This is a genomic window from Martelella sp. AMO21009 (assembly GCF_053484295.1).
On the sequence record NZ_JBAKFR010000006.1, the window covers coordinates 126957 to 143575 of the forward strand.

At 60.9% G+C, this 16619-nt stretch carries 17 protein-coding genes; 2 read left to right on the forward strand and 15 right to left on the reverse strand.

Features of this window, described 5'->3' with window-relative positions; genetic code table 11:
* Window positions 1-11: 11 nt before the first annotated feature.
* The 12 genes from V6766_RS09790 to V6766_RS09845 form a co-directional block, all read right to left on the reverse strand.
* Window positions 12-1304, reverse strand: a complete 1293-nt coding sequence (locus V6766_RS09790; RefSeq protein WP_448465907.1) for a TRAP transporter large permease — start codon at window positions 1302-1304, stop codon at window positions 12-14.
* Entirely contained in the window at window positions 1304-1813 is a 510-nt protein-coding gene (locus tag V6766_RS09795; RefSeq protein ID WP_448465909.1) for a TRAP transporter small permease, read from the reverse strand. Before V6766_RS09795 ends, V6766_RS09790 begins: the two co-directional genes overlap by 1 nt.
* Window positions 1814-1854: 41 nt before the next feature.
* A complete protein-coding gene (locus tag V6766_RS09800) occupies window positions 1855-2895 on the reverse strand; it encodes a TRAP transporter substrate-binding protein (RefSeq protein ID WP_448465911.1) in 1041 nt (346 codons plus the stop codon).
* 159 nt (window positions 2896-3054) lie between these two features.
* Complete coding sequence (locus V6766_RS09805) at window positions 3055-4218, reverse strand: CaiB/BaiF CoA transferase family protein (protein ID WP_448465913.1); 1164 nt, start codon at window positions 4216-4218, stop codon at window positions 3055-3057.
* Between the two features lie 44 nt (window positions 4219-4262).
* A complete protein-coding gene (locus tag V6766_RS09810; RefSeq protein ID WP_448465915.1) occupies window positions 4263-4880 on the reverse strand; it encodes a TetR/AcrR family transcriptional regulator in 618 nt (205 codons plus the stop codon).
* A 106-nt stretch (window positions 4881-4986) separates the two neighbouring features.
* Window positions 4987-6153, reverse strand: coding sequence for an acyl-CoA dehydrogenase family protein (locus V6766_RS09815; protein WP_448465917.1), 1167 nt, complete (start codon window positions 6151-6153; stop codon window positions 4987-4989).
* A 57-nt stretch (window positions 6154-6210) separates the two neighbouring features.
* Window positions 6211-7383, reverse strand: a complete 1173-nt coding sequence (locus V6766_RS09820; RefSeq protein ID WP_448465919.1) for a CaiB/BaiF CoA transferase family protein — start codon at window positions 7381-7383, stop codon at window positions 6211-6213.
* Window positions 7380-8246, reverse strand: a complete 867-nt coding sequence (locus V6766_RS09825) for a cyclase family protein (RefSeq protein WP_448465921.1) — start codon at window positions 8244-8246, stop codon at window positions 7380-7382. The genes V6766_RS09820 and V6766_RS09825 overlap by 4 nt, the downstream gene beginning before the upstream one ends.
* Entirely contained in the window at window positions 8243-9898 is a 1656-nt protein-coding gene (locus tag V6766_RS09830; protein WP_448465923.1) for a class I adenylate-forming enzyme family protein, read from the reverse strand. The genes V6766_RS09825 and V6766_RS09830 overlap by 4 nt, the downstream gene beginning before the upstream one ends.
* A gap of 113 nt (window positions 9899-10011) precedes the next feature.
* Complete coding sequence (locus V6766_RS09835) at window positions 10012-11313, reverse strand: SDR family oxidoreductase (protein ID WP_448465925.1); 1302 nt, start codon at window positions 11311-11313, stop codon at window positions 10012-10014.
* Window positions 11314-11342: 29 nt separating this feature from the next.
* On the reverse strand, window positions 11343-11747 hold the full coding sequence (locus V6766_RS09840; RefSeq protein WP_448465927.1) for a Zn-ribbon domain-containing OB-fold protein: 405 nt from the start codon (window positions 11745-11747) through the stop codon (window positions 11343-11345).
* 4 nt (window positions 11748-11751) lie between these two features.
* A complete protein-coding gene (locus tag V6766_RS09845; protein ID WP_448465929.1) occupies window positions 11752-12906 on the reverse strand; it encodes a thiolase family protein in 1155 nt (384 codons plus the stop codon).
* Between the two features lie 52 nt (window positions 12907-12958).
* On the opposite strand from V6766_RS09845, the gene V6766_RS09850 reads away from it, so the two are divergent.
* Entirely contained in the window at window positions 12959-13252 is a 294-nt protein-coding gene (locus V6766_RS09850; RefSeq protein WP_448466081.1) for a 3-hydroxyacyl-CoA dehydrogenase NAD-binding domain-containing protein, read from the forward strand.
* Between the two features lie 424 nt (window positions 13253-13676).
* On the opposite strand, the gene V6766_RS09855 is transcribed toward V6766_RS09850, so the two are convergent.
* Genes V6766_RS09855 through V6766_RS09865 form a run of 3 tightly spaced genes read right to left on the reverse strand, consistent with a single transcriptional unit; the run spans window position 13677 to window position 15551 of the window.
* On the reverse strand, window positions 13677-14618 hold the full coding sequence (locus V6766_RS09855) for an electron transfer flavoprotein subunit alpha/FixB family protein (protein ID WP_448465931.1): 942 nt from the start codon (window positions 14616-14618) through the stop codon (window positions 13677-13679).
* A gap of 27 nt (window positions 14619-14645) precedes the next feature.
* Complete coding sequence (locus V6766_RS09860; protein WP_448465933.1) at window positions 14646-15395, reverse strand: electron transfer flavoprotein subunit beta/FixA family protein; 750 nt, start codon at window positions 15393-15395, stop codon at window positions 14646-14648.
* Window positions 15396-15422: 27 nt separating this feature from the next.
* Entirely contained in the window at window positions 15423-15551 is a 129-nt protein-coding gene (locus tag V6766_RS09865) for a hypothetical protein (RefSeq protein WP_448465935.1), read from the reverse strand.
* A 98-nt stretch (window positions 15552-15649) separates the two neighbouring features.
* Between V6766_RS09865 and V6766_RS09870 the strand changes: the two genes are divergently transcribed.
* Window positions 15650-16549 (forward strand): LysR family transcriptional regulator, encoded by a 900-nt coding sequence (locus tag V6766_RS09870; RefSeq protein ID WP_448465937.1) that lies wholly within the window; start codon window positions 15650-15652, stop codon window positions 16547-16549.
* Window positions 16550-16619: the final 70 nt, after the last annotated feature.

The window sequence follows — 16619 nt, forward strand, 5'->3', positions numbered from 1 at the left end:
ACGCACCATGATCAGCCGAAAAGAAGTTTTGGCAGTAACAGCGTGATCGTCGGAAAGGCGAGAATGAGCAGCACACGACACACATCCGACATCACGAATGGAAGGATTCCGCGAATGATCGTTGCCAGAGATACGTCGGGCACTATGGATCGAAGGATGAACAGGTTCATACCCATGGGAGGGGTGATAAGGCCCATCTCGACAAGGACGACGACGAGGATGCCGAACCAGACCGGGTCGTAACCAAGTCCCATGACGATCGGAAAGAACATCGGCAGCGTCAGCAGCATCATCGCCAGGCTGTCGAGCACGCAGCCCAGCAGAATGTAGACCATGATGATGATCAGCATGATCACCGTCGGCGACAGTGACCCGTCGCTGACAAGGGCAAGGATAGTGCGATCCGCACCCGTATAGTTGATGAACTCGCTGAAGATGGTCGCGCCGATGATCAGCGCGAACAGCACGGCCGTGGTCTGGATGCTGTCTTTGAAGATCGCGTAGAGGTCCGGCAGGGGCACGCGGCGCGCCAGAGCGAAGGCCAAGGCGCCTGCCGCGCCGATGCCTCCGGCCTCAGTCGCGGTAAAGAGACCGCCGTAGATGCCGCCCAGAACCAGCGTGAACAGAGCCCCGACGGACCAGATCCGCTTGATCGCATCCATTCGTTCGGTCCGGGTCGACCGTTCGGCCGGAGGAGCCGCATCCGGGTCACGCCAGACCACCCAGCGGACGGCCAGAGAATAGCCGATCACGCCAATCAAGCCCGGGATCAGCCCGGCGGCGAACAGTTTGCCGATGTGCGTTTCCGTCGCGATCCCGTAGACGACCATGATGATCGATGGCGGGATCAGGATGCCGAGCGTGCCGCCCGCAGCCACCGTGGCCGTGGCGAGCCTGTCGGAGTAGCCGTAAGAGCGCATGGCAGGGATCGACACCCTGCCCATCGTCACTGCCGTCGCGACGGAAGATCCGCAAACGGCCGCAAACCCGCCGCACGACACGATCGTCGCGATCGCCAGGCCGCCCTTGCGATGTCCGACAAAGACCTGCGCAGCCCGGTAGAGCTCCGCCGAAATTCCTGCGCCCGCCACGAGGTTGCCCATCAACACGAACAATGGCACGACCGCCAGAGAGTAGGACATCGTAGAGCCGGTCGTCGTGAGCGCGATCATGCTCATGGCCGGTGTTTGACCATTCAGCAGCCAGAATCCGCCGAAGCCGACAACACCTAGGGCAACTGCAATGGGGACACGAAGAAAGATTAGCCCGAAAGCGAGCAGAAAACCGATTATCGCAGTTGTCATTAGTCAAGACCTGCATTGACTGCGTGGGTGTCGCTGTAGAATTCACGCTCCGACATGGTCCACGCCATGACGCTGGTTGCCAGGAAGCACAGCGCGGTGAGACCTGCGGAGATCGCGATGAAGTAGAGTGCGTAGAAGACGGGGATCTTGAGATAGGCGGTGACGTCCCCATAACTTTGCGCCCGGTCAGCCAGGGTCAGCAAGCGCCAGCCGATTGCGCCGAACAGGACGGCACCGAGTATCCCGCCGAGCATCTGCTGGAGCCGCCGGGCCAGTGTGCCCATCCAGACGTCGAGAAGATCGACCACGATATGCTGACGGGCCAGTGCGACGCGCGGGTATACGAAGAAGGTAATACCGACCAGCGCAAGCTCGGTCAGTTCTGTCGCACCCGGAACCGGGTGCGACAGCATATTGCGTCCGACAACGTCAGCTAGCGTCAGCAACACAGTCAGGAAGAGAAGGATACTGGCGACACCAGTCGTTACCCTGTCAATCACCCGCAGCATTTCGATCCCCTCCCAACATTTTAAAAAGACCAGAACGCGTCTTATTCAGCCAGCTTCTTCTTAAACTCCGTCATGACAGCCTCGGGGTCCTCCAACCCGGCCTCTGCAGCACGTTCATACCAACTGTCGAAGACAGGCTGCATGGCATTTGTTATGTCGACAACCAGAGCGTCATTCGCCGTTGCAATTTCGTCGGGTCGCTCACTCCGCGCCCGCGCGATCGCCTTGTCTTCCTGATCCTGGAAGAGGGCTCCTGCAGCCGATGCCATAGCTGCGCCGGACAACTCCATGATCGCGGCCTGATCCTTGGCGTCGATCTGATCCCATTTGTCCTGATTCACGAGCAGAGCCATGACCGATTGGCCGAGGCCGCCCGGGATCAGGGTGAAGTATTTCAGCTCGCCGTCGACCTTAAAATCGTAGGTTGTGCTGATCGGAAAAAAGGATCCGTCGATAATCCCGGTCGAGGCCAGTTCGTAGATTTCGGAGACAGGTTTCTGCACGGGGACCGCGCCGAGCGCTTCCATTTCTGCAGTAGCCGTTGCACTGGGCGCACGAAGTTTCAGACCCTTGAAGTCAGAGATGTTATTCGCAATCCCTTTGGACGACACGAGATGGGTCGGAATGGTCGACCAGATGGAAAGCAGGTGCGTTCCCTTGAAAGGCTTCAGCGGCTCGAGATGCTCCGCATAGATATTGTAGAAGACCGGGCCGATCTTGCCCACACTGTCCGAAAGCAGCGGCAGTTCGCCAAGTTCGATCAGTTCGAACCGCCCGGGCGTATACCCCGGCAAGACAAGGCTGACATCCGCAAGCCCGTCGCGCACCACGTCGAATTGCTCGGGCGCCCTGCCAACGGCCTTGGGCAGCCAGTTGAATGTGACCCGACCCTCTGTAACCTTTTCGACCTCGGCCATCCATGGCCGCAGCACGGAATCGTTGAGGGGATACCCCTCCGGCAACCAGGGCGAATAGTTCAGCTTGACGTCGGCGAAGGCCGACCCGGCCACACAGACCAATGCTGCGCTGAGACTTACCACTGCGGCGAGCGAAGCACAGTAATCCTTGAGATTTAATGTCATGCGTTGTTCCTCCCTTTGGATCCAACAGGGGCGGATCCAATGTCGCTGATCCAGGTGCAACCGGATCGCAACCACCCCCTACCGACGAGCATATATAAAACTGGTCAGTAAGCAATAGCTTCTCGCCAGTATCTTTGTGTTTTGTGCCTGGATCTCTCCTCACATGCCGGCCCGGCGCAACCCGAATTCAGACAGCACTTCTTCCGTGTGCTCTCCGAGGCGCGGCGGAAGACGCCTGATCGACGCCGGGCTCGCCGACATGCAGATCGGCGGGCTTGGAAACCGCATCTGCCCTTCGGTCGGATGCTCGTGCAACTGCCAGAAGCCGATATCGTTCAGGTGTGGATCGGCCAGCAGATCCTCCAGTGCATTTACCGTTGCATGAGGGATGTCGGAACCGTCGAGAAGTTTCAGCCACTCTTGCGTGGAGCGGCCCGAAAATATCCTGGCCACCTCACCCCAGACGAGGGTCAGATTCGCCTGACGCCCTTTCTGCGTGGCAAACACCGGATCGGCCAGCAGATCCGGACGGTCGATCAAGGTGAGAAACGTGCGCCAGTTGTTGTCCGTGTAAGGCAGAAAGCAGAGATAACCATCTTTCGTTCGGAACGGCCGCCGCAAGGCTTCGCGGACAGGCTTGTATCCCATTTCGCCGACGGCGGGCGAGAAAATCTGCCCACCCATATGTTCCATCATGTTGAACGCCACAAGCGTTTCGAACATCGGGACGACCACTTCTTGTCCCAGCCCGGTCCGCTCGCGATGAAAAAGGGCCAGGGCGATGGCCCAAGCTGCGTGCACGGCGCTGATCTTGTCTCCGATGATCGAGGGCACATAGCGAGGCTCGCCGCCCACGACGGTCTGCAGCATCGCCAGTCCCGAAAGCGCCTGCACGACGTCGTCATACGCGGCCTTGCCGGCATAGCGCCCGTCATCCGAAAACCCCTTCAGGTGACAATATACCAGCCGGGGATTGCTTGCTGCGAGGTTGGCAAAGGAAATTCCGAGACGCGCCGCCGACTCCGTACGGATCGAATGAACAACCACGTCGACCTGCGCAACCATCGCCTGCAGCAACGCACGGTCACCCTCGGTCTTGAGATCGAGCACGACACTACGCTTGTTCCGATTGTTGGCAAGGAAGAGCGCCCCCATGCCCTCGTTGCGTCTTGGACCGATCGCCCGGGTAACGTCGCCGTCGGGAGTTTCGATTTTGATGACGTCAGCGCCCATGTCGCCCAGGTATTGCCCCGTCATCGGCCCCAGCACCACCGTCGACAGGTCGAGTACCCGCAATCCTGAAAGCGGTCCGTTCGTATCCATAATCCCCTCCTTCGAGTTGATCCTTCCGCAGAGGGGGCCGGTCTTCAGGCAGACTTTGCCTGAACCATCTGCAGGATCAGTTGTGTCATTTCGTCAGCCGCCTGCTCTATGCTCAGGCGGCCTCCCGCGCGAAACCAGACATAGGCCCAACTGACCATTCCCCCGATGGACAGCGCAGCAAGATGGGCATCGTTGACGTGGAATTCTCCAGCGTCCACGCCCGCCTGGATAATCGCCGTCAGTTCCTTGTCGAACGTTCGCCGCATTGCGTTGATCCGCGCCAAATCCTCCGGAGCCAGGCCCTTTTCCTCGCGGGTAAAGATGGCGATGTACATCTGGTTTTGCAGCACTGCTGTCACGAAGCGTTGGCTGATGAGTTTCAGCCGCTCCGTGTGGCTCAGATCCAGCGTCTTCACGCTTTCCAGCGCCTCAAGCGAGGCCGAAATCGCCCGGCCGCAGATATCGGCCAGAAGTTCAGTCTTAGACTTGAAGTGCGAGTAGATGAAGGGTTTGGTCACGCCCAGTTGATCGGCCACGGCTTCCAGGGTCGTCTTGTCATACCCATTGGCATAGAACAGATCGACAGCGGCGCTGACAGTCCGTGCACGCTTCAGAGATGCGACCTCTTCTCGGATATCCATCGGTTTATTGACTTTTTTCATGTACTCGGCCTCGACTTGGAGTTGGATTTGGCGCGTAGTAACCAATTCTACCGACGAGCACCAACATTTTCCGGCTCCGGGGCGGCGGGGCAGAGCTATGTTGCGACTACGTGGGCCTGCGTTTCCTCAAGCTCGGCATGATCGACTTCGCGATGATGCTTTTCATGGTCTCGATACTTCCGCCACCGATCCGGCCAAGGCGGGCATCCACGAAGGCCCGTGCGATCGGATATTCGGTCATGTAGCCCCAGCCGCCGTGAAGCTGCAGGCACTCGTCCATCACCTTGAACTGAAGTTCGGTCGTTACCATCTTGGCCATCGCCGCGTCGACGGAGTCCAGCTCTCCCTTCATGTGCAATTCGGTGCAGCGATCGACAAACACCCTTTGTGTGGCCAGCAGGGCAGTCAACTCGGCAAGCTTGAACTGGGTATTCTGGAAATCCGCCAGCGTCTGTCCGAACATCTTGCGGTCCGTGGCGTATTCGATGGTCCATTCCACGGCCGCCTCGGCGGAGCTGACCGCGCGGATGGCCTGAACCAGCCGTTCCTGCGCCAGTTCCTGCATCAGGATCGCAAAGCCCTTGCCTTCCTCGCCCAGCAGGTTGCCAACGGGCACCCTCAGGTCGGAAAAGAAAAGCTCGGCCGTGTCCTGCCCCTTGCAGCCGATTTTCTGAAGCATGCGGCCCCGTTCGAAGCCTGGTCGGTCTGTTTCCACCAGGATCAGGCTGACACCCTTGGCGCCCAGGCTCGGATCGGTCTTGCACGCCAGAACGACCAGATCCGCGTTGAAACCGGACGTAATGAATGTCTTCTGCCCGTTTATGACGTAGTCGTCGCCGTCGCGGATCGCGGTGGTCTTGATGTTCTGGACGTCGCTTCCGCCGCCCGGCTCGGACATGCCCAGCGAGGTGATGACATCCCCGCGCGCCATTCCCGGCAGCCATTTGCTCTTCTGCTCTTCCGTGCCGAAATGAACCAGATAGGGCGAGATGATCTCGGAATGAAGATAGAAGGTCGGCGTCGTGCATCCGGCCCGCGCCATCTCCTCGATCATTATGGCGGAATGCAGGAAGTCGCCGCCCATTCCCCCGTATTCCTCCGGCACGTTCGTGCAGAGAAATCCCTGTTCGCCCGCCTTTTGCCAGATTGAGCGCGGCGCGATGCCAGCCGCCTCCCAATCTGCATAGTTGGGAAGGATTTCGTCGGCTATGAACCTCTTCAGGGAATCCCGAAATATTTCGTGATAGCTGTCAAAAATCGGTCGCGGGATCATGGTGTATACTTTCCAAGTTCATATGGTCGTCGCAGTCGGCGCCGTTTCCCTGGCGGGTCATGATGCATCCTGACCCGAAACGACGCTGTTCCTGTTGTCGGGCGCCGGACGGTCGGTGCCCTTTTCATCCACCGGAGCGCGCAGTGAGGGAGGGGCATCATTGATCCAGACCGGGAGAAGACTCTGAAGCTCTCCGCCGGCATCGGTGCGGACCAGTTGACGCCCTGTCACCTGAGAACTGGAAACCGCCTCGCCCAAATCTCTGATCACGGACAGACAGCAGTCCAGAGGTTCGAACCTGCGTTCGATGTCATCCGCCGTCAAAGACGCCAGGATCGAGGCCACCTCTTCCTTCAATGCGAGCTGCGGCATCGCGTCGTCATGGCGGTCGATCAGGTCGGGGCGACCGGCTTCGGTGCAGAATATCCCCCAGAATTTCGGCTCGATAGCACCCAGAATGGCATGTCTTCCGCCCGCAATCGGATAGACGTTGTAATAGGCGGCCGACCCGTTCAGGTAATAGTCTCCGCGATCCAGTAATTTTCCGGTCGCGCCGAAGTCTGCGATCTGCATCATCTGCATCGGCATCACAATGTCGGCCAGCGCCAGATCTATCTTGCACCCTTGACCCGTCCGGTTGCGCCCGTGCAGCGCGCCCAGCAGTAACATCACCGCAAAAAGCGAGCCCGCACAATCCGCCAGCGGCGGGTCGTAGAACGCCGGACGGGTTTCGCCGTTGCGATACGCCATCCCCATCTCGGCGAGGTAGTTCGCATCATGACCGGCGCGCCGCGCGTTCGGCGAATTGGCGCCATAGCCGCTGATCGAACAGAGGACGATGCGCGGGTTGGTCGCCTTCAGGACCGGCCAGTCGATTTTCAGGCGGGCCAGCACACCGGGCCTAAAGCCCTCCACGACGATATCCGCATCCTTGACCATCTCCAGGAATGCGTCACGATCCGCCGGATCCTTCAGGTTCATCCGGTAGACGCATTTGCCGGCATTCAGGGCGCGATAGTAGGTCGGACGACCCTGTTGATCGCGCGGACCGAGGTTGCGCATCTCGTCGCCGGTCGGCGGCTCTATCTTGATAACATCCGCGCCCATGTCGGCAAGGAAGAGCGTCGCCATCGGCCCCGGAATGTACTGGGACAGGTCCAGAACCTTCACGTCCTTTAGAAACTGACCCAGGGGCGAGGCATTGTCCGTCGGTGTCGAGATCTGCGTCATATCACGGCCACCGGAGTGAGGGGGCTGCCCGTTCCGCCTTTTACGGGAAGCGGTGCGGCAACGAACAAGAATTCCGAGGCTCGGGCCTCGGCAAGTTCCTTCAGAACCAGGCCTTCGAGAAGTGGGATGCCGAAATCCCTTATCAACCGTTGATGAACGGGAAAGACGGTCCCTGGCGCGAAAGGCAGAACCTCGACGGCGTAGTTGTCCGCCCCGACAATTGCAGCGCCGGCCTCAACCAGCACCATGGCCGCCTCGAGGTCGATCCCCGGCTCGGCGCCAAAGTCCGGCTTGCGACCTTCAAGGCTTTCCTGCCATCCGGTGCGAAACAGGACGGCATCACCCCGCCGCAACTCGGTGCCCGTGCGTTCAAGCGCCGTGCGCAGCATGTCCACGCCAATACTTTCTCCGTCGGGCAAGAGCCCTCCGAACACCGGGACGAGATCGATCAGCACGCCTCTGGTGACGATCGGCGGCATGGTGTGGATCCCCAGCTTCTCCGCCCCTTTGCTGCGAACCCCGTTTCCCGGAAACCCGTTGAAAAGCTCGTCGTCGTACCAGCAATGGCAGAGCGCGTCGATATGAGTCCCGGTGTGCAGCGGCATGACCACCGTATCTTCAGCGAACTGGAATCCGCCGGGGCGCCGTGCCCCCGCGGCGTAGTCGCCACCGTCGCGCCCCAGCAAATGCGTAACGCCGGGACGGTGCGCGGGGATCGGCATTGCGCCGGAGATTTCCTGCGCGAGGGAAAACACGCGACCCTGCCTGACCAGATGCGCCGCTTTCTGGACCTCATCCGCGCCGATAAGGTTCAGCGCGCCGATCTCGTCGTCGGCACCCCACTTGCCCCAGTGTTCCCTCATGTCGGTTTGACCTCTGTATCAGACGCGCCGTCATCGCCGATCTTCATCAGCTCGAGCGCCATCTCCTTGACCGCCTTGCGTTGCAGTTTTCCGGTCGCGGTCGTCGGCAATCCGTCGACGATTTCGAACCGGTCCGGCTGCTTGTACCTGGACAGGACCTGTCGGCAGTGGCTCTGAAGGTCGGACAATGTCAGTCCGGTTCCGACCACGAAGGCGACGATGCATTCTCCCTTTTCGGCGTCCGGCGTTCCAACGACCGCGGACGCGCTCACCCCCTTCGCGCGCATCAAAGCGTCCTCGACCTCGGCGGGCGACACGTTAATCCCGGAGCGTTTGATCATCTCCGAGGCACGGCCCACGAAGACGAAATCGCCCTCGTCGTTCAGATGGCCCAGGTCGCCCGTTCGGTAGTATCCGTCGTCGGTGAAAGCCGTTTCGTTCGCGGATGCACTGCGCCCGAAATAGCCGGGCGACACGCGGCCCGCGACCTCGACCAGTCCGACCTCCCCGGCCTTGCACAGCTCGCCGTTGTCGCGATTCCGGAACCGGATCCTCTGTCCCGGAAGCAGTGGTCCCTGACACGAGGCACGGCGCGACTTTGGCCAGTGATGCCAGGTCACGGCGCAGTTTCCATACGTCTCCGTCGAGCCGTAGATGTTGCAGAGCTCCGAGACGCCGAGGCTGTCGGCCGCCTGCCTGAAGTCTTCCGGCGTGCCGATCGTCAGACCGGTTCGCAGGCTCCCGACCCTCTCCGGACGAAACTCGGGATGACGCAGCAGGCCCGAAGTGATTGTGGGAAGCGTGTAGATCGCCGTGCAGCCATGGCGCTCGATCATGTGCAGCGCCTGACCGGCTTCGAAACGGGACATCAGGACCAACGTCGCTCCGTGGGTCATCGTCGCCGGCAGGGCGTTGCAGCCTCCATAGGCCCAGAAGAGAGGGGCCGGAACCAGCACCCGGTCGCTTCGCCGTAGCCCCATCCGGTCCCCGATGTGAAGCCCGTTCTCGACCACACCGGACTGGGTGAGGCGCACGCCCTTGGGAAAGCTGGTCGATCCGGAGGTGAAAAGGATCATGGCATCGTCGCCGGCCTCCGCGCACGGCAGAGCGTCCCCGGCGTCCGCGTCGGCCGACGAATAGCGATCGATCAGACGGGAGAATTCGTCGCCTGCATCAGGGGCCGGCCTTTCGGTCATCGGAATCAGGCGCGTCGCAGATCCGTCCGAGAGTGTCGCCACATCGGCCGCAAAGTCCCGGCCGCCGAAATCCCTGGTCGCGAACACGACGCTGCAGCCGGCTTCGTCGAGCAGATACGCAAGTTCCTCGCGAGTGGACCATGTACTCAGCGGAACAAGGACCGCCCCGGCGTAGGACGCGGCGAAGGCGATAACCAGCCAGTCGATGCAATTTCCGGCCAGAACGCCGACGTTGCCGCCCCGGACGACGCCCATGTCGACCATGGCCCGGGCCAGTGCCCGGCTGCGTGCCCGCAGTTCGAAATAGGTGATCGACCGGGTTTCGTCGATCGCGGCGATATCCTGACCTATCTGCCCGGCCAGTTTGTCCAGCAAGCCCGTCAGCCCGATACCGGTCCCGCCGATTGCCAGCGGATCGCAGCGTCCGGAGATGACAGTTTCGCTCGAAGCGTTCATATCGGAAGAGCCTCCTTCGAGCCGCTGATGTTTATACCGAACAGTATTAAGGGAATCTGACAAGTATTCAATCCTGCTTGCGGAAATTTTCCTGAAAAAATGACCCCGGAAAGTTAGGATAGCGGGACTTCTAGTATCGCGCCGGTCATATAGCTTGCACCCGGCCCCGCAAGGAAGCGGGCCAGATTCGCCGTGCCTTGCGCGGACGCATCGGTTTCGGTGTTGGCAAAGATACCGTTCACCCGCACCTTTTCCGGGCCGAACTCGGCAGCCAATCCGCGCAGAAGCATCGCCACGCCCGAGTCGCGAAGTCGGATATCGCCGTCCTCCGGATGTACCGGAGCCACGTAGACAACGGTTCCGGCAGTCTCCCGCACGGCCCGGAGCGCCTCGCGGAGCATGTCGAAGTCGCGGCGGTACAGATCGCCGGTCGTCCCCGACCGTGCCCCGATTGCGACGACGGTGGCCACCGGTCCCGCACTCGCCAGCCGCTGCGCCGTATCCGAGGATGTTTTTGCCAGTGAAACGTGAGGCAGGTCCGGCAGCGCGCGCGCAAGCGCGGTAGAGGGAAATTCGGCATCTGCCAGGACAACCGCTTTGCCCGCAGGAGCCGGTTCGGCTTCCGTTTCGCCAAGCGGCGCGGCTGCCGGTTCCGGACAGGCGTCACCGCCCATGTTGAACGCGCTCCAGCCGCCGTCCACTGCAAGGGTCTGACCCGCACATGCACGGCTGTCAGGGGAGGCAAGGAATTCCACGACGCTGGCCATCTCGTCCGGCCGCGCGAGCCGCCCCAGGGGCACCCGGCGTCGAACCGCGTCCAACGCGATATTTCCTTCGCGCGACAGGGTCGCCACCATGTCCGTCAAGACGTAGCCCGGCGCGATGGCGGTGACGGATATCTCCCTGTCGGAAAGGGACCGGGCCGCGCGGCGGGTCAGATCGACCAGAGCCGCCTTTGCCGCACCATAGGCATTTCGTTTGGGGTTGGGCACCAGTCCGGCCAGTGACGCGGTGTTGACGATGGACGACCCGGGACGCATGCGCGCTGCCGCTTCCTGCAGCATCCGGGCTGGGGCCACCAGGTTGACATCGATCACGCGGCCGAAGTCTTCGGTATCGGTGGCGAGCGTCGGCTGCATCGATGGTCCCAGACCCGCATTGTTCAACAGCACGTCGGGCGGGCCGACGGTTCTGTCGAGCCACGTCCAGAATTCCGTTATCTGGGCAGGATCACCCAGGTCGCACGCGTAACCGACGCTGCCGTTTCCACAGGTCTGCGCCAGGACATCGCAGGCACCGGCATCAAGGTCGGTCAGGATTAGCCGATCGCCTTTTTCCGAAAATCTCTGCGAAAACGCGCGCCCGAGGCCGCCCGTCGCTCCGGTAATGATGATGGTTCTTGGAGTGCTCGACATGGATCTACCAGATGAGATGAGATTCAAGTTTATTCCGGGAGAAAGGTAAGCTGGCCGAACCCGTCCGGGCGGAGCGGAAACGTTGCTTTCACGCGCTGTCCCAGGCTCAGCGCATCCGTGCTGCACCGACCCATTGCTCTAATCCCCTCGTCCAGGTCGACGGTCACTAGGGTATAGGGAAGGTCCTTGACGAAGGCCGGATGAAAAGCGTGGTGACACACGGTCCAGCTGTGGACCGCCCCGCGCCCGCTGACTTCGATCCAGCTGTACGCGTCCGAAAAGCAGTCCGTGCAGAGAACCTGCGCATAGTGCCGGAGCTTGCCGCAGCCATCGCATCGCTGCACCACGAGAGCCCCCCGCTTGGTCCCGTTCCAGTACGGAGCGGAAAGGCCTTCGGCGTGCGGGGCGGGATATGCCGTTGCTTGGTCTGTCATTGCTTCATCCTCGCTGCATGATGGCGATCGCGCCGTCGCCCAGATCTCCGTAGCCGGTGCACAGGCCGATTTCGGCATCCGCGACCTGCGCCCGGCCGCCCTGATGACGCAACTGGCGCACCAGTTCGACAATGTGGTTCATGCCCAGCATGTGCGCTTGGCTGAGCAGCCCGCCGTGCGTCGTGATGGGTAGCTCACCGCCCAGAGCGATGCGACCGCCCTCGACGAAGGACCCGCCCTCGCCCTTCCCGCAGAATCCCATGTCCTCGATCTGGCAGAGAACCACCCAGGTGAAGCAGTCATAGATCTCGGCGACGTCGATGTCCGCATGGCTGACGCCGGCCATCTCGAAAGCCACCGGCGCCGCCTTCGCGATCCCGAGACGCGTCATGTCACCCCGATGCGTGATCGCGCTCGGGCTGTCCGGATGCCCTTCCGCCACGCCAAGCACGTCAACCGGATGTTGGGCCATGTCGCGTGCCGCGCGTGCCGAACTGACCACAAGAGCAGCGCCCCCGTCGCTTTCCAGCGAGCAGTCGAACAGCCGGAAAGGGTCCGCGATCATCCGTGACGCCTGATGGTCCTCGACCGTCATCGTCTTGTCGCGCATGATCGCGTTTTCGTTGAGATTCGCGTGCCTCCGGATCGTCACGGCAATCTCGGCCAGTTGCCGGCTCGTGGTGCCGTAGAGCTCCATGTGGCGCCTTGCCATGGGGGCATACAACTGCGCCGGAGAAATCGCGCCGAGCGGGTATTCGTACTCGGTGACGAGGTGAAACTGCGGCATCTGGTGTATCCGGACGCCGGCCCGGGCGCCGGACGACACGTTGCGGCCGGACGGAATGAGGACGTGGTTGCAGATGCCGGCATCGATCACGGCCATTGCCGTCTGGATCGCTGCAATACCGCTGGCACCACCCAGGGGCGTGACCGCCGAGTAACGCAGGTCCTCGATGCCGAAATTGGTCACGAACTGCTCTGCCGGCGCCCCGGTCAGGCCGATCGGGATGATGCCGTCGATGTCCCTGGGACTCAAACCGGCATCGCGAATCGCCAGAAGCGACGATTCGATCTGCAGCTCGAAGGCACTTTTTGTCGATGCCTTGGAATAAACCGTCTCGCCGATCCCTGTAACCGCTGCCTTCGCCCGCTGAGCCATACGACGCCTCCCTGATGCTACTCGCACAATAACAAACATTCCGAAGAGTTCAATAGGATACTTTTCGGTATATTTCCGGCGCGATCGCTCGGCCGCGGCCAACATCACCTGCGGCAATGTCGATGATCATCTGGATTGGCTGGCGGCGGCGGACTGGATCGTCGTGGCGGTGACAGACGATCTCGGCATCAAACAGGACCTCTATCGCCGGATCGGGACGGTGCGCAGGCCCGGCTGCACCCTGTCCTCCAACACGTCGACCGTTCTGCGCGAAGCGCTCATCCAGGAGATGGGCGCGCCTTCGCCTGCGAAGCAAGAATCCAGAGCATCGGGCGATACCAATTAATCGTTAGATGCTCCAGAGCCGCTCGCTTCAGATTGTCCTGCACGGTGCTGCGCGCACCGCAGAGCACCACCGCGGCTGCTTGTTCCGCTTCCGGCAAGCGGAAGCATCTATCGTAGTTGTCTCAGGGTCGGCCTTCGCTTCGCGGACATCAATATCTCCTCCTCTACCGGGAGGCCTGATGCCAACATTGCTGACCCCGAGGGGTATCGTTAGCGCCGAAGAACGGCCGGCCGTTGATGGGAAACTTGGCCGGCTTCAGCTTCGGAACCCGCAGATTATTGGTTGCAAGATAAGATCGCGGGATAAACCGAAAGAACGCGACACTAGAAAATCCTGCATGATTTCAGATTTATGAACCTCTAAAATCTTCCGGCCGCGGCCATCTTCGGGAATTCAGCGTCATCTCGGCCTGTCCAACTGATCCTCAGAGCGCCTTTTCGAACTCTGGAAGAGCTTCGAAGAGGTCTGCCACGAGGCCGTAATCGGCGACCTGAAAGATCGGGGCTTCCTCGTCCTTGTTGATGGCGACGATGACTTTCGAGTCCTTCATGCCGGCGAGGTGCTGGATGGCACCGGAGATGCCGCAGGCAATATAGAGCTCGGGGGCGACCACCTTGCCGGTCTGACCGACCTGCCAGTCGTTCGGCGCATAGCCGGCGTCGACGGCGGCGCGCGACGCACCGACGGCGGCAACCAGCTTGTCGGCGACCGGCAGGATGACTTCCTTGAACTTCTCGGACGAGCCGAGCGCGCGGCCGCCGGAGATGATGATCTTGGCAGACGTCAGTTCCGGACGGTCGGATGCCGACAGAGCGTCGGAAACATGGGCGGAAACGCCCGGGTTGGCAGCGGCGCCAACCGTTTCGACAGCGGCGGAACCGCCTTCACCGGCGGCGGCGAAGGAGGCCGTGCGCACAGTGATCACCTTCTTGGCGTCGGTGGACTGAACCGTCTGGATGGCGTTGCCGGCATAGATCGGACGCTTGAACGTGTCGGCCGAGACGACTTCAGTGATTTCCGAGATCTGCATGACGTCGAGAAGCGCTGCGACGCGCGGCATGACGTTCTTGCCGGAGGTCGTGGCAGCAGACATGATCACGTCATAGGACGGCGCCAGCGACACGACGAGAGCAGCCAGCGGCTCGGCGAGCTGATGGGCGTAGTCGTCGCTGTCCGCGAGCAGAACCCTGGCGACGCCGGAAAGCCTGGCGGCGGCGTCGGCCGCAGCTTGAGCACCCTTGCCGGCAACGAGCACATGGACGTCGCTTCCCGTGTCCTTGGCGATCTTGGCAGCGGCGCTCAGCGCCTTGGTGGTCTGGTCGGAAAGGTTCATGTCGTCGTGATCGGCAACAAGAAGAATGGTCATGATCTTGGTTCTCCTATCCGTTCCGAATTAAAGCACGCCGGCTTCGGTCTTCAGCTTCTGGACGAGCTCGGCGACGGAAGCCACCTTGACGCCAGCCTTGCGGCCGCCCGGCTCCTCGGTCTTCAGCACCTTCAGGCGCGGCGCGATGTCGACGCCGTAATCGGCTGGCGTCTTCTTGTCGAGCGGCTTCTTCTTCGCCTTCATGATATTCGGCAGCGAGGCGTAGCGCGGCTCGTTGAGGCGCAGGTCGGTGGTGACAACGGCGGGAAGCCTGACTTCGACTGTCTGCAGGCCGCCATCGACTTCGCGCGTCACATTGGCCTTGCCGTCGAGGATTTCCACCTTGGAGGCGAACGTGCCCTGTGCCCAGCCGAGGAGGGCCGAAAGCATCTGGCCGGTCTGGTTGCTGTCGTCGTCGATCGCCTGCTTGCCGACGATGACGAGCCCCGGCTGCTCGGCGTCGACGACGCCCTTGACGATCTTGGCAACGGCGAGCGGCTCGACGGTTTCTTCCGTCTCGACGAGGATACCGCGGTCGGCGCCCATGGCAAGCGCGGTGCGGATCGTTTCCTCGGCTTTGGACGGCCCGATCGATACAACCACGACTTCTTCAGCCTTGCCGGCTTCCTTCAGGCGCAGCGCTTCCTCAACGGAGATCTCATCGAACGGGTTCATCGACATCTTCACGTTCGCCAGTTCGACGCCCGTTCCGTCACCCTTCACGCGGATCTTCACGTTGTAGTCGACAACCCGCTTAACCGTTACCAGAATTTTCATGTTCCTGCTTTTCCATTTCCGAATGACTCAACGGTGATTGAATTGTGCGGCTCGCTTCTCGAAGAAGGCCGCCATGCCCTCTTTCTGATCAGCGAACACAAATCCTTGCGCCATTTCACAAACGGCTGCCTGCTCTTCAATGAGCTTCGTTTCCATCAATCCTCCCCCGGCACATTGGCCAACGGCGAAAGGCTTGCACGATTTTACGCACAGGTATACGGCAAAATGGACACGTTCTTTGTGCGGATATTAACATGGGAAAAACACTGGACTGGGATTTGCTGCGGTCTTTTCTCGCTGTGGCGCGGGCGGGAAAGCTCACGAACGCGGCACGGCAGCTCAAATTGAACCATGCAACGCTGAGCCGGAGGATTACCGCGCTGGAGAGGGCTCTGGACGCGAAACTTTTCGACCGATCACTCACCGGCTACGTCCTGACTTCGGCCGGTCAACAGCTTTTGGTGAGAGCCGAGGAAATGGAAGACAGCGTCTTCGGGGTACAGACGGATTTTGCGATCGAAAGCGCCGACATTTCCGGGGCAGTGAGAATAGGATCGCCGGATGGATTCGGCACGGCGTTCCTGGCGCCGATCATTCAGGATCTCGCCTTTGCACACCCCCGGCTCGCGGTTGAACTTCTGGCAATGCCACGTACCTTCAGTATTTCCAGACGGGAGGCGGATATTGCGATCGGGCTTTCGCCTCCCAAGCAAAGCCGTATCAACGCGCGCAGATTGACAGATTACGAACTGGGACTTTACGGTCGTGCCGCAGACCATGAAAAGTGGGCCACCATACGCAACGTCGAAAGCCTATCGGATCATCTTTTCGTCAGCTATATCGACGATCTGATTTTTGCTCCTGAACTTGATTATGTGTCGGCGGTGGCAAGGACTGTCGTCCCACGAATATGCTCCTCCTCGATCGTTGCGCAAGCAGAGGTCATCGCGACGGGCGGAGGCATAGGCATCCTGCCCTGTTTCCTTGCAGACCGCGATCCAAGGCTTCAGCGTATTCTGCCTTCAAGCGTTCGTTTGACCAGGACGTTATGGATCATGTGCCACACCGACATGCTGAAACAGCCTCGAGTCAAGACCACAATGAGCTTTATCCAGCGGCAGGTGGCCAATTATTCGTCCCGCTTTCTGCCCTGAGCCCGGCATCCGCCAAGCGACATACATTGCGTGAGCCGCTTCGTATCCTAGAGCCACTGATATCCGGCCG

Excerpts from the sequence above, each read along its gene's own strand:
- V6766_RS09835 (WP_448465925.1), bottom strand. The coding sequence starts at position 11,313 with ATGTCGAGCACTCCAAGAACCATCATCATTACCGGAGCGACGGGCGGC.
- V6766_RS09795 (WP_448465909.1), bottom strand. The coding sequence starts at position 1,813 with ATGCTGCGGGTGATTGACAGGGTAACGACTGGTGTCGCCAGTATCCTT.
- V6766_RS09815 (WP_448465917.1), bottom strand. The coding sequence starts at position 6,153 with ATGATCCCGCGACCGATTTTTGACAGCTATCACGAAATATTTCGGGAT.
- V6766_RS09865 (WP_448465935.1), bottom strand. The coding sequence starts at position 15,551 with ATGGAAACGAAGCTCATTGAAGAGCAGGCAGCCGTTTGTGAAATGGCG.
- V6766_RS09820 (WP_448465919.1), bottom strand. The coding sequence starts at position 7,383 with ATGACGCAGATCTCGACACCGACGGACAATGCCTCGCCCCTGGGTCAG.
- V6766_RS09830 (WP_448465923.1), bottom strand. The coding sequence starts at position 9,898 with ATGAACGCTTCGAGCGAAACTGTCATCTCCGGACGCTGCGATCCGCTG.
- V6766_RS09805 (WP_448465913.1), bottom strand. The coding sequence starts at position 4,218 with ATGGATACGAACGGACCGCTTTCAGGATTGCGGGTACTCGACCTGTCG.
- V6766_RS09870 (WP_448465937.1), top strand. The coding sequence starts at position 15,650 with ATGGGAAAAACACTGGACTGGGATTTGCTGCGGTCTTTTCTCGCTGTG.
- V6766_RS09800 (WP_448465911.1), bottom strand. The coding sequence starts at position 2,895 with ATGACATTAAATCTCAAGGATTACTGTGCTTCGCTCGCCGCAGTGGTA.
- V6766_RS09855 (WP_448465931.1), bottom strand. The coding sequence starts at position 14,618 with ATGACCATTCTTCTTGTTGCCGATCACGACGACATGAACCTTTCCGAC.
- V6766_RS09825 (WP_448465921.1), bottom strand. The coding sequence starts at position 8,246 with ATGAGGGAACACTGGGGCAAGTGGGGTGCCGACGACGAGATCGGCGCG.
- V6766_RS09845 (WP_448465929.1), bottom strand. The coding sequence starts at position 12,906 with ATGGCTCAGCGGGCGAAGGCAGCGGTTACAGGGATCGGCGAGACGGTT.
- V6766_RS09860 (WP_448465933.1), bottom strand. The coding sequence starts at position 15,395 with ATGAAAATTCTGGTAACGGTTAAGCGGGTTGTCGACTACAACGTGAAG.
- V6766_RS09810 (WP_448465915.1), bottom strand. The coding sequence starts at position 4,880 with ATGAAAAAAGTCAATAAACCGATGGATATCCGAGAAGAGGTCGCATCT.
- V6766_RS09840 (WP_448465927.1), bottom strand. The coding sequence starts at position 11,747 with ATGACAGACCAAGCAACGGCATATCCCGCCCCGCACGCCGAAGGCCTT.
- V6766_RS09790 (WP_448465907.1), bottom strand. The coding sequence starts at position 1,304 with ATGACAACTGCGATAATCGGTTTTCTGCTCGCTTTCGGGCTAATCTTT.